This window comes from Nitrobacter sp. CN101 (genome assembly GCF_055390255.1).
In genome coordinates this window covers 3765978-3778474 of the sequence record NZ_AP038833.1, presented here as the reverse complement: position 1 = coordinate 3778474, position 12497 = coordinate 3765978, and the positions used below count along the sequence as shown (strand labels likewise).

At 56.6% G+C, this 12497-nt stretch carries 9 protein-coding genes; 1 reads left to right on the top strand and 8 read right to left on the bottom strand.

Translation table 11 applies throughout. From position 1 onward, the window contains the following. Positions 1–234: 234 nt before the first annotated feature. The 4 genes from ACZ5IL_RS18825 to ACZ5IL_RS18810 are packed head-to-tail and all read right to left on the bottom strand — an operon-like array spanning position 235 to position 5856. Positions 235–609, bottom strand: coding sequence for a hypothetical protein (locus ACZ5IL_RS18825; RefSeq protein WP_464593857.1), 375 nt, complete (start codon positions 607–609; stop codon positions 235–237). Between the two features lie 30 nt (positions 610–639). Then, positions 640–3759, bottom strand: coding sequence for an efflux RND transporter permease subunit (locus tag ACZ5IL_RS18820; protein WP_464593856.1), 3120 nt, complete (start codon positions 3757–3759; stop codon positions 640–642). Between the two features lie 8 nt (positions 3760–3767). Beyond that, entirely contained in the window at positions 3768–5459 is a 1692-nt protein-coding gene (locus tag ACZ5IL_RS18815; protein ID WP_464593855.1) for an efflux RND transporter periplasmic adaptor subunit, read from the bottom strand. 52 nt (positions 5460–5511) lie between these two features. Beyond that, entirely contained in the window at positions 5512–5856 is a 345-nt protein-coding gene (locus ACZ5IL_RS18810) for a hypothetical protein (RefSeq protein ID WP_464593854.1), read from the bottom strand. 675 nt (positions 5857–6531) lie between these two features. Between ACZ5IL_RS18810 and ACZ5IL_RS18805 the strand changes: the two genes are divergently transcribed. After that, a complete protein-coding gene (locus tag ACZ5IL_RS18805; RefSeq protein WP_464592445.1) occupies positions 6532–6768 on the top strand; it encodes a hypothetical protein in 237 nt (78 codons plus the stop codon). Between the two features lie 135 nt (positions 6769–6903). Here the strand turns inward: ACZ5IL_RS18805 and ACZ5IL_RS18800 are convergent, their stop codons facing one another. The 4 genes from ACZ5IL_RS18800 to ACZ5IL_RS18785 form a co-directional block, all read right to left on the bottom strand. Next, complete coding sequence (locus ACZ5IL_RS18800) at positions 6904–7839, bottom strand: DUF2189 domain-containing protein (protein ID WP_464593853.1); 936 nt, start codon at positions 7837–7839, stop codon at positions 6904–6906. A 1426-nt stretch (positions 7840–9265) separates the two neighbouring features. Then, on the bottom strand, positions 9266–10306 hold the full coding sequence (locus tag ACZ5IL_RS18795; RefSeq protein ID WP_464593852.1) for a sulfite exporter TauE/SafE family protein: 1041 nt from the start codon (positions 10304–10306) through the stop codon (positions 9266–9268). Between the two features lie 93 nt (positions 10307–10399). After that, on the bottom strand, positions 10400–11692 hold the full coding sequence (locus ACZ5IL_RS18790) for a sensor histidine kinase (RefSeq protein ID WP_464593851.1): 1293 nt from the start codon (positions 11690–11692) through the stop codon (positions 10400–10402). After that, entirely contained in the window at positions 11689–12354 is a 666-nt protein-coding gene (locus ACZ5IL_RS18785; protein ID WP_464593850.1) for a response regulator transcription factor, read from the bottom strand. Before ACZ5IL_RS18785 ends, ACZ5IL_RS18790 begins: the two co-directional genes overlap by 4 nt. Between the last annotated feature and the right edge of the window lie 143 nt (positions 12355–12497).

Genomic DNA, 12497 nt, shown 5'->3' with positions numbered 1-12497 from the left:
CAGCAAGGTCCATGTGGACGGCTGCCGGACACACGCCGCGCGCTTCTGCGCTCACGCGAAGTAGATCATTTCCACGCATCCCGCTCGCCAAATGAGGCCAGCAGACTTGCATTACGAATGGCAGCGCGATCGCTGCCAACGCCCGGATCAGGTCCATGGTCACAAGAAACGAACGGCGCGGGACATGAGGCAGTCGCCGACCATTTTTGCGGCTACTCTCGCAATAACAATCGCTTATTCGACCGTATATCGAGCGGTTAGGGAATGACCGTGCACGTTGCCCGAGAACACGACCCGCACTTGCGGCGCCAGTTCGGTCTCGGCCTTGCCGACCATCATGTTAGGATCAACTGGCTTGAGCTGCACGGTGACAGTCTTGCCGCCTTGCTGGACCGTTGCGCGGCCCTTCATCTCCTTGGTCGGCAGGGGCGATCCATCATGATCACCGATATAGAAGATCATCTCCCCTCCCTTGTGGACGAACTCGATCGCATGTCCCTGCGAGGTGACGACCGGACCGTCGTTATTGCCTTTCTTCGTTTGGGCCGTAGCTGGGCCGACAGAGGCTGCCAGGGTGACGATCATGGCCAGGAAGATATATTTCTGCATTGCATTTCTCTGTTTGGGGTTGGGTGAGGGTCAGAAGGCTTCCGCTAGTTCGGAAGTTGCGGTGTGTTCGGTCAGAAGGCGGTTCAAGGGTTTTTGGCCGAATAACAGGAACAGGACAGGCGTTACGACGGTATCGAGGGCCGTTGCGCTCAGCAGACCGCCGAAGATCGTGACAGCAACGGGATGAAGTATTTCTCGGCCAGGCTCATTGGTGCCGAACAGTAAAGGCGTCAGTGCAAGGCCTGCACAAAGCGCCGTCATGAGAACGGGACTCAACCGTTCCAGACTGCCGCGCACAATCAGGCGGCGGCCGAAGCGTTCACCCTCATGAAGCGCAAGATTGACGTAGTGGGATATCTTCAAGATGCCGTTGCGGGCCGAGATGCCCGCGAGTGTGATAAAGCCGACCATGGAGGCGACCGACAATGGCTCACTCGTGATGGTCAAGGCGATCACGCTACCTATCAACGCCAGGGGGATGCCACCCATGATGATGAACGCTAGCGCAACCGATCGGTATCGCCCGTAAAGAACGATGAAAATCATCGACAGCGACACCAACGACAGAATGCCAATCCGCAATGCCGCTACCTCTTGTGCTTGGAACGCTCCCTCGAGGTTGGTCGTATAACCCTGCGGGAAGCTGATCTCGGCCAAGGCGCGCCGGATGTCTGACGCGATCTCGGTCATGTCGCGGCGTCCGTCGCCGTTTCCGTAAACAACGATTCTGCGTTGCGTGCCTTCTCGCTGGATCTGGTTCGGTCCGTCGGTCTCGGTGACCTCCGCGAGCTCCTTTAAGGGGATGAACCCGGACGACGTCGGAATCAGGAGATCCCGGAGGCCGCTGGTCGACCTGTTCTGATCGGACAAACGCATGACGACATCGAAGCGTCGATTGCCGTCGACGATCTGCGAGACCTTGCGACCATTCGAGAGGGTGTCCAGTGCCTGCGTGATTGCCGCAGGCGTCAGGCCGTGGAGGGCGGCGCGCTCGTGATCAACCTGGATCCGTACCTGCGGAATGAGCACCTGCTTCTCCACCTGGAGATCGACCAGCCCGGAGATTGGTGACAACCGCTGGCGGGTGGTTTCCGCCAACTGGCGCAGCGTATCGAGGTCTTGCCCATAGATCTTGAGGACGATCTGGGCGCGAACGCCGGACTGCAAATGATCAAGCCGATGGCTGATTGGCTGTCCGATTGCGACGGAGGCGGGTAAGGCTGACAGTTTGTCCCGGATGTCAGCGTAGATATCGGTCTTGTGCCGTGTCGATGGAGTCAGATCGACATCAATCTCGCTGTAATGCACGCCCTCGGCATGTTCATCGAGTTCGGCACGGCCGGTTCGGCGTCCGACTGATTTCACCTCCGGCACGCGCGACAGAAGCTGTTCGGCCAAAAGGCCGAGACGATTCGACTCCACTAGCGAAATGCCCGGATTGTACTGAAGGGATAGCACCAGCGTGCCTTCGTTGAAGGGCGGGAGGAAACTGCGCGGCAACATGACCGCGGCATATCCAGCAACCAGAACCGCAATGCTGACTGCGCTGAGAACGAGTCTCCAGCGATCGAACGCCCAGGCGAGGAGCCGCCGATTGCCTTGCTTCAGCATTCGCACGATGATGCTGTCGCGCTCGCGCGAACGAGCCTTTCCAGAGAGCAGATAGTAGGAGAGGACGGGTGTAACGGTCACCGACGTCAGCAAAGACGTCAATATGGAAACGATGTAGGCGATACCGAGTGGGGTGAACAGCCGCCCCTCGATTCCGGGAAGCGCGAACAACGGCACAAAAACCAGAACGGTAATCATCGTTGCATAGACGATGCCGGAGCGGATCTCCTGGCTCGCTTGCGCGATTACTTCGAGAACGGGTCGGGGATTGCGCTGCGCGCGGTTCTCCCGAAGCCGTCGTAGGATATTTTCGACGTCGACGACAGCGTCATCAACCAGTTCGCCGATCGCAATCGCGAGGCCTCCGAGCGTCATCGTGTTGATAGTGAGTCCGAAGGCGCCGAAAACCAGAGCGGTCACCAGGATCGATATCGGGATGGCGGTCAATGATACGACCGTCGCACGCGCATCGAGCAGGAAAATGAAGAGGATCACGGCGACGACGATCGAGGCCTCAACGAGGACTCGCTCGACATTGCGGATCGAGGTCTCGATGAACGTGGCCTGCCGGAACTGGACGTTTGTGACGGAGATTCCAGCAGGCATCGTAAGCTGCAAATCTCGCAGTGTGGCTTCGATCTCGCGGGTCAGTACCACGGTATCCGACGCGGGTTGTTTCTGGACGCTTACAATGACGGCTGGCTTGCCGTTGTAGCCGGCATCGCCTCGCTTGACGCGCGGAGCGAAATCGACCCGCGCCACTTGCTTCAGCAAAATGGGTTGATGGTCGCGGCCCGCAACAACGGTATTGCCAAGGTCATCGATCTTCCTCGTTAGCCCCACGTTCCGGATTAGGAATTCCCGGCCGTGCTGATCAACGAATCCTCCACCGGTGTTGGTGCCGAAACGTGTAACAGCTCGCTCGATCTGTTCATGTGTGACGCCAAGGGCCTGCATCGTGGCAACGTTCGGCGTCACCCGATATTGCCGAACCTCGCCGCCGATGGGGATGACCTGAGCGACGCCCGGAATGGCGAGCAACCGCGGCCTGACCACGAAATCGGCGATCTCACGCACGTCCATCGCCGACGCCTTGCCCTCCGTGGTGAGCGCGATCAACATGATCTCGCCCATGATGGAGGTGACCGGACCCATTCGTGGATTCACGGATGTGGGCAATTGCTCGCGGATCAGCGCGAGGCGTTCCGAAACGAACTGACGCGCCCGGTAGACATCGACGCCCCAATCGAATTCGACGTAAACCACCGAAAGCCCTACGCCGGAGACTGAACGGACGCGGAGGACGCCGGGCATGCCGTTCATCGAGGTTTCGATTGGAAACGTGACGAGTTGCTCGACTTCTTGCGGGGCAAGCCCCTCCGCCTCGGTCAGGATGCTGACTGTCGGTCGGTTGATATCCGGAAAGACGTCAATCGAGATGCGCGGAAGCACGAACAGGCCGTAAGCGATCAGGACTGCCGCTGCTGCCAGTACGAACAGGCGATTGCGCAAACTTGTCTGCACGATGAGCTTGAACATGATGGCTCCTAGCGGATCTGGTTGATGAGGTCCGCGCCGCGCACGACGACCCGATCGGAGGCATTGAGGCCGGCTGTGACGATTATGTTTTTGGCATCGAGCGGCTCTATCCGGACGGGTCTCGGCTCGAAACGTTCAGGGGCGACATGCACCCAGACGACGCTCTCGCCGTTGTTACTCTTCACCACGGCATCGCGTGGAAAGATCAAACCCTGCTTCACCCTGCCGCCCTGGACGAGCACGGTGACGGGTTGGCCGATGCGAAGGCCCGAAAGAGGTTCCGGAATGGAGAAATGAACCACGGTCGCGTGCTGTCTCAGGGCGCGGCTGGTTCCGAGATAGGACAAAAGAAACGAGGTGCCGTCCGAATCTGACGCCGTCGCTTGGACAGGACCCGCGGGATCAAGCTCGTCGTAGGCCAATGCTTCGACCCAGAGTCCTTGAGGATCGGCGATTTCGAACAGAATGTCTTGCGCCTGAACGACCTGACCAGGCACGGCCTTGGCCGCTGTGATGACGCCATCGGTCGATGCCCGCAAAAGCTCATAGTCACCGCGAGAGTTGCGTATGGTCTCGCGTCGGGCCCGCAATCCTGCCAGTTCACTCTCAAGATCGTTGAGCTGCCCCATCGGTGCCGCACCGCGTTCAACCAATGGCCGCAGACGTTTGATCTTGGTTTCGGCGACCGCGATGAGTTGCTCGATTTCCCCCATCTTCTCGGAAATCGTCGTGCGGTCTGCCACGGGCAGATAAGGTTCGATCCGGAGAAGCGTTTCTCCCTTGGTGACTTTCTGCCCGATACGCGGCAACGTTCCGTCGTTGGGGACGATGCGGCCGCCGTAAATGCTTTGGACAATGCTACTGCGGTTTGGATCGCCGATAATGCGGCCAATCAAGTTAAATGCTGGCCGTGCGGTTCGGGGCTCGGCGGTAGCCGTGCGAATATCAAGTAGGCGCTGCGTCGGTTTGGCAGCAAACGCGGTGCCGTCCGGCAGCCGTCGTGGGGCATCGCTTTGAGCTTGTAGCTGTGGCGTGCTGGCCGACATTCCTGCGTTCTGCAATCCGGCGGATGCGGCGGCTGCCAGAAACACGCAAGCTCCAGATGTCAGCCCGGCGATGTAGGACGCGTTGCGCCGTCCTCGACGTCTCAGATAGCCGAACAGCAGCCCGAGGATGATTCCCGCGAAAACAAGGGATCCCGCGGTCCCCATCGGAGAAAACCGTGTCGAATTGCGCCGCATGTTCGGTTCGATCGGCTGGGAGGGGGTAAAGGAATCGACGAGCAGGTCGTCACCTTTTCCACCATTGATCGAGAAGATCATCTCCGTCGATCCGGAACGGACCAGATCAGGAGCGGGAATTGTATAGCCGTTCGGGCCTCGCTCGGCTTCGATGGCTTCCGTGTCACCGATCGTGACCTGCACGGTGACATCCGTGACCGGTTGGTTGGACACCGCGTCATCGACGAATATCGAAAACTTGCCGTTCTTCAGGATACCGACGACCTCGTAGCGATCAGATTGCGCCGTCACCCGAGGAAACGCAGACGAGGCGGCTGCCGATTTTTGATCGTCGCCATGATCGTGCCCCTCATGGGCGGCCGAAACAGAAAGACTGAGCACGAAGGCAAACAGACAGCCAAATCCAATGGCGCCAAGCCTTACGAACTGCCCACGCGGGCAGCATTGATTCAGGAACATTGAAAACCCCTTCAGACACGCGAATTTGCGGCAGCCGAAAGGGCCGCCCGGACTACGCGATGCTGGGGGTACTTGGCGGGCGGATCAGAGCGCCCGGATCGATGCCGTCCGCGCGCTCCGATGGAGGCAGTTGGGCAACGCCAACAAACCCAGACGGATCAGCCAAAATGGGTGCAGTCGGAATGGTAACGGACACGCAGAACAGCATGCAGAACGAAGGCGGGAGGGCGCCATCATGGTCGTGATCGGTTGGGCTGTGAACGTGGCCCTCGGCGATGTCACCATGATGGACATGCACATGACCTGCGAGGTGGCCGTGGTAGTGCATGGAACCGTTCAGGACAACGGCTGGTTCAGGCAGTACGCCAGAGGCAGCCGAAGCCTGAGAAATCGACATCAACATAGTCTGAAGCAAAAGCGCACCCACCGCCAGAAACATGAGTGTTCTTGCGAGAGGGAGAAATCGGAGGTGCCGCTTGTGGCTCATTGCGGTCAAAGTAGGAGAGAATCGAGCGGCAAACAAGGTGCCATCTTCGTACACGGGCTCGTGTCGTATCGCAGCGACACCGCAGCTTGGTTCCGCAAACGCTGACGTTTGTCGCGCTTGGCGCCGGAGATCATCGATTTAGCTGCATGACCGTAGACACTACGAGAATGGGCTTTTATTCGGGGCACGGGGATCTGCGATCTCCCTACGAATAAGTGATCGGTGATGCGGACGGCGGTTTGCAAGTACCGTTTCGGCACAGAACCTGGAAACCCCGCCGAGGACGCGCAAGGGGATTCGATGAGCGATGATGAAGGCCAAGGCCAACCAGCGGGGCCGAGATCTCTCCACGACCTCCCCATTGATACCGCAATCAGACTTCGCTGGGTGTTGCGTGACATCCGAGCGGGGCGCAAGCTGCTCGCGCCATCGAGCGATGATTTGACGTTGCTTGCAGAGCGCGGCTTGATCAGCGTGGATAACGGTAAGCTCCTGCTAACGGATGCATCAAATTCGGTAATTGACAGCCCCACTTAGAAAACCCACGTCAAAGCAATAGCGGAGCCGCAACCCTGGAGGCGAAAAGTGCCTGACCTAGACCCGCTCGAATCTGTTGCCGCGTCCGAATTGGTTTCGTCATCGCTTCTGGCGTCGCTCATTCCTGCGCTGGTCAACCGCGGCGTCCTGACTCAGCAAGATGCCACGGAGATTTATGAAAACGCCCTGATGTTGCTTGAAATGCAACAGGGTGCCGATCCTGCTGTGCAACATGTCTACGAAACAGCTCGTGAGTTGATCGAAGCGCATTTGCGGCCGGAATAGAAAACCCCGCCGGAGCGGGGCTTTCCAAGACTATCTGAAGACGATGATCGGTTGGAGTCTGTGTTGAGCGATCCGCGCGCACCAGCCGCCTCGATTGCCATCGAGACGGCTCTTGCGAGAGCGAACCTCTTTCCATCAATCCGAACTATCGAAGAACCGGTGCTTGCGCCCGTAAGGGGGCAACAAGACGGACGGGAAATCGGCCGCGTAACGCTGTTCTCTCTCAATTTGCTCGGGCTCATGCGCTGACGACGTTAAAGGACTCTCGATCGCCTTGCGATAGAGATGCCACGTCGCATGACCCAGCAACGGCATGATGACCGTGAGACCGAGGAAGAAGGGAATCGACCCGAGCGTCAGCAGGACAGCAACGATCAGACCCCATTCCACGGCCGCGATTGGATTCTTCGCGACCACGCGCATCGACGTCAGAATGGCATCGCTCATGTCGGCGTGTTGATGAAGCATCAGCGGGAACGACACAATGCTGATGCACAAGGCAACGGCCGCGAACAGGAACCCGACGCCGACGCCCATCATGATCATGCGCCAGCCCTCGGACGTGGTGAAGACCTGCGTGAAGAAGTCGGGAATTGCCGAAGCCGGGATATCGCCGTAGGTGGACACGTAGATCGCGTGCGCCGTTACCACCCAAGCGACAAAAATAGCGAGCAACAGCGCGCCCAGTCCAAGCATCGATCCAAACGATGGCGCCCGCAGCACGCGGAATGCGTGCCAGGCTGACGCGTCCATACCGAGCTCGCGCCGATAGCTCAGTTCATAAAGTCCAAGCGCCGCGAATGGCCCGATAAGAGCAAAGCCGGCGGCGATCGGAACCATCATCGGCAAAACCGAGTAGCCGAGCACCATACGCCACAGCAGAATTCCGATTATGGGATAGATAACGCAAAGGACGATGGCGTGGCTGGGAACCGCCTTGAAGTCTTCCCAGCCCAGCCGCAACGCATCAAGCAGGTCGGAGAAGCTGATGTGCCGGATCACCTGTCCGTCTGCGGCGACCGCTCCTGGTCGTTGGTGTGAGGTGTCGTCGATAGGATAATAAGTGGCCATGTTCGTCGTCTCCCTTTCGTGGACTGATCTCTGACCGCCGGAAGGCGCGAGTTCGTCCCTTCGGAAACGATCACGATCAAGACCAGACGCAAGGGCAAGCAACCTGGCCTTGCCGCGACCTGTAAGACCATTCTAATTCCGATCTCTGATGTTGGTTGCTCACTCTTCAGTGAGTTTGTGCTGCGGGATGCATCGGTTATTATTTGTTCGGACGGGGTGCGCAGCCCAATCTTAGGTCATCCGGGATGGGCTGTGGTCTCCGACCAAAGACCCGCCGGTGGGTCTCCCTTGCCGGCGGGTTTTTGTCGAAGCTCGCGACGAGCAAAATAGCCCAAACCTGATGTGCGATGTGCTAGGCTGGTTGCAATCAGCACCCGACCACATTGAAGGAGACGCAAGGTGATAGGACAGATAGCGTATGTGTCTACTACAGCGGGCCTTTCATATGCCTTCGCTGTACTTGCTCTCAAAAGGCGCAAGCGGATCACGCTGGCGATAGAACAAGACGCTGCGCCAGCTTTCCGTGATCTTTTGATCGAGGGTGGCCTCTTGTTTGCAAGTGGTCTTTTTGGCCTTTTGGCTGCATTTTATTTGGCTATCTGCGCGTCGAGATATTGGGTGAATTACTAGAGGACGTGAGACATCGCCGTGCGTCTTTGATTTGCCGCTCAGACACCCCAGCCGCCCTTGCGACCGCTTCGGCATTGCCTCTCCGGTGGCGGCCCCCGGCCCGCACATCAACGCAGGTCGCGACCCAAATCTACTTCTTGACGGTTTTGATCGACATGTCGGCTTTGGCGCCACGAAGCAGACACACCGATCCGAACCCGCACCAGATGACGATAGCGAGAATGACGCTGGAATTTACGTAAATATATCAATTAGATGCACCTTACAGCTGCGACTTACTCAACTGTTCTTCATTTGGGGTAAGCAGCAGTAGACCGCTCCGGACGTTGGGTCGCAATGCGGCGCATGTCATTTTCTGATTTTGGGGGGCGACGGAAATGCTTCGAGGACTACGAAATCGGAGAGCCCTAAGCCTCGGAGCGATGGGCTTCGCCGCAGCGATTTTTCTCGCTATAGCGCTCATTTATATGTTCGGCGGATTCAGTCCGACTACATCATCGTCTCCAGCGTCGCCTGCAACAACGCCTGCGCCAACACAGTAGTCGCCGGCTCAATCATGCAGCCGCGGAGTCGCGAGGCCAATTTTTCAATTGCAGCGGCTTCGTTGTCCTCGTTACCGCTACCGTGAAGCGGACGAACTCGCGCACCATGGACAGTTTCGAATGCGCCAGTTCAACATGATGCGATAGCCGCAACATGGTAGCGAGGGGCAGATTATAGACGGTGAATTTTTCTCAAATTGCGCTCGCAGCGAGCTTAGCCGCTTCAATTCTCTGCGCCACCTGGACCGATGTTCTCAGTCGAATTTGATTTTGCTAATCAAACGGTTCTGGCGATCAAAATAATAGGCTTCATACGATATTCCTTTCAGAGCATACACCTTTTCGATACCGATTTTTTCGGCGCCGTCTTGCAAAGATTGAACGTAGCGTTGTCGATCGAGCGAAAGAGATGACAGCGGAACAGCGTTCTCGATTTCCAAGCCTTCGTCGTACCTAAGCTCCGCAAGATAGACCAAGGTATTCCAAGTTAAGCGAGCGCTTAATTCTTTAGCCTTGATAGTCACTATTAGATCGGGATCATTTGCAAGTTTAATATCGACAACCGCACGGTTCAGCATCAATACGCCAGAAAGTACCATGGCAGTATATCCAGCTCGCATGAACAGTCCCCTGGATACTCTAGGCAAGACGAATTTCATTAAGCCAGAGGAGAGAACAGCGGCCAGCGCCACGAGCAAGCCGATTTCTATGGTTTTGAGATGAAACAAGCCCAATGACGCATAAAGATAGAGCTTGATCAAATGGAGTAGGACTTCATTCGCGGCTCTGGTGGCGATGATTTCATCGTTGTCTAAACCGCAGCGAAAATAAAACCGGTTAAACAGGACACCAACCGCACCTGTCAGACCAGAAATGAAACCTGCCAAAAGGCCGACCAGTCTGATTTGCCACGGTGGAACAGTGAGCGATGCGGATGCGGTATGTTTTGTTTCCTGCTTTCTAAAGAGCCAAAGAAGATTGGAGATTAGAAATAGGCTGATGCACAACTCCAGATACATCGGTTGAAGATAGCTCAACATCTTCGCGCCTAAAATCACTCCCAACATAGCCGTCGGCAAGAACAACTTGGCGATATCCCAACGGATGACGTTAAAAAATATCCAGATTCTGGAAAAGGAACTTGTTGCTGTTCCAAGGGTAAGCGCTGCTGGCACCTGGCTTAGCGGGAGTGCATAGCCAAGGATTGGGATTAGTAATAATCCGGCGCCACCGCCACAAAATGCACTGAGAGAAAACGCAGTAAGCGCTGCAACAAAAAGAAAAAAGTAGATCATGGGGTCATCGATTCTACGAACGAAAATCGTGAGTTTCGGGTGTCCCGGGTGAAGCGTGAACGCAGGCCGACTCGCGCTGAAGGATACTGTCGTCTACGCAGAACACTGGTTGAAAATCATTGTGGCGACTGTGCCTTGAACGTCTGCTCGTCTCTGATGGACCAGCCGGATGTTGTTGCGATCCGCAGCCGCTTTGGCGATCGCCAAACCAAGACCGCTCCCTTCAATCTCCTGCGGCGCGCCTCGATAAAAACGATCGTAGATGAAAGGCATGACATCATTGGGGATGCCGGGTCCGCTGTCCAATACATCTATTCGGGGCTGATTTTCAGTGAGAGAGAGTTTAACCGTGACCACACTGTCCCGCGATGAATAGCAAATCGCATTGTCGATAAGAATCGACAAAATCTTTCGAACCGCGATATCGTCTGCATCAACTGATGCGTGATTTACGATGTCTCTCTCGAGATGGATCCCATTTGCACACGCCGAGGTGACAAACTCTGTCAAGATTGAGGTGATAAGAGCGGCAAGGTCGATTGTTCGATTGCGGACCGCTGGACTGCCTTCAGATCTGGCCATTTCCAGCAACTGGTGTGCCAAATGAGACGATCGTCGTACCCCATCACCGAGCTCGTTTGCCAATTCTCTGGATTGTTCACTGAGATCAGATGCTAGCAAATTGTCGGTCTGTATTTGCAGCGCTGCAAGGGGTGTCCGGAGTTCGTGAGCGGCGTCGGCAACAAAACGTTGCTGGGTTTCCAATGCCTGACGATAGCGCTCCACAAGTTGATTGATTGCTGCAATGAGCGGAACGATCTCGGTCGGTATATCCTTGGGCTGAAGGGATTCGCGCACCTCGAGGCTTCGGTTGCCGATTGCGGATGATAGGCGGTGAAATTCGCGCAGGGTTCGTCCGATGGACCAACGTATCAGAAGCCATGCGAGCGGCACGGCCAGTAGCAAAGGAAGTGCGGCGCCCGTGGCAGCAAACGCCGCAATCTCGCGGCGGGCACTCCAGGCTTGAGCAATCAGAGCGTTGTGGTGGGCAGTGCTCCATCGATAGACTCGCCACAGTTGACCATCTACGACAGCATCGGCCAAGCCGGGTCGGTGCGTCCAAGGTATGTCGACTGAAGGTCCGCCGTGGTAAGCAATGGCCCCAGAGAGATCCCAGACGCGGACCACGAGCCGGTCTTCATCCTCCGTTTCAAAGTCCATTGGCGTTTTTTTACTGGTATTGATTGCAATTTCCTGCAACTGAGCATCGAGGAACTTGTTAGCTTCGTAGGTTACTAAGACGAAAGATGCGGCTGCGGCAGCCAAGCAGAAAGCTGCCAGCAATGCCGTGATCGGAGCGAGTATTGTCCTCAGCAGCGAATTCATGACTCGCCTTTGATGACCACCCAGCCCGCTCCACGGATGTTGTGGATCAAGTCCTTGCCGAACTTCTTTCGTAGGCCGTGTATGACGACATCAACGGCGTTGCTCTGGATTTCCTCGCCCCAGCCGTAAATTCGCATTTCAATTTGCGAGCGGGACAGAATGGTTCCGGGATGCTCCATCAGAGCATACAACACCGAGAACTCACGGGCGGACAGCGTTGCTTCGACGTCTCGGAAGGTCGCGACGTAAGTGGATGGATGTAAAGTGATGTCCTTGCTGGTCATCAATGCGCTTGTTCGAGCATTTGTTCGTCGAACCACGGCTCGAATCCGGGCCAGCAGGGTACGAAGGTCGAACGGCTTTATGAGGTAATCGTCGGCGCCGAGATCGAGGCCTGTCACAATATCCTCTACGTGATCTCGCGCCGTTATGATGAGGATGGGCGGCATTCTCCTGCTGCGTCGCATTGCCTTCAGGATTTCGAATCCCGACATCTCCGGAAGCCCGATATCGAGTAGCGCGGCGGCGTGCTCTGCGCGCGTCAGCGCAGCTAACCCGTCGGCCCCATCGCGGATCCAATCCACAGTCATGCCGTTTTGCCCAAGGCCTCGGACCAGCGCTTTGCCAAACATCGCATCGTCTTCGATCAATAGCAGGCGCATTGTAACCGTTGGCTTGTGGGTTGGGTTCGAAAGTCAATCGCTATTTGCGAACGTCCACTCGCTTAGAGCGGGTTTTCGGGCTCGATCAATAGGCTTGATCGTGGCCTAGAGACATTCTAAATCTGGTCTAATCTTCACCTAAT

What these genes read in the sequence shown, in the direction of transcription:
- ACZ5IL_RS18825 (WP_464593857.1), bottom strand. Translation starts at nt 609, where the DNA reads ATGCAGAAATATATCTTCCTGGCCATGATCGTCACCCTGGCAGCCTCT.
- ACZ5IL_RS18820 (WP_464593856.1), bottom strand. Translation starts at nt 3,759, where the DNA reads ATGTTCAAGCTCATCGTGCAGACAAGTTTGCGCAATCGCCTGTTCGTA.
- ACZ5IL_RS18815 (WP_464593855.1), bottom strand. Translation starts at nt 5,459, where the DNA reads ATGTTCCTGAATCAATGCTGCCCGCGTGGGCAGTTCGTAAGGCTTGGC.
- ACZ5IL_RS18810 (WP_464593854.1), bottom strand. Translation starts at nt 5,856, where the DNA reads ATGTCGATTTCTCAGGCTTCGGCTGCCTCTGGCGTACTGCCTGAACCA.
- ACZ5IL_RS18800 (WP_464593853.1), bottom strand. Translation starts at nt 7,839, where the DNA reads ATGGCCACTTATTATCCTATCGACGACACCTCACACCAACGACCAGGA.
- ACZ5IL_RS18795 (WP_464593852.1), bottom strand. Translation starts at nt 10,306, where the DNA reads ATGATCTACTTTTTTCTTTTTGTTGCAGCGCTTACTGCGTTTTCTCTC.
- ACZ5IL_RS18790 (WP_464593851.1), bottom strand. Translation starts at nt 11,692, where the DNA reads ATGAATTCGCTGCTGAGGACAATACTCGCTCCGATCACGGCATTGCTG.
- ACZ5IL_RS18785 (WP_464593850.1), bottom strand. Translation starts at nt 12,354, where the DNA reads ATGCGCCTGCTATTGATCGAAGACGATGCGATGTTTGGCAAAGCGCTG.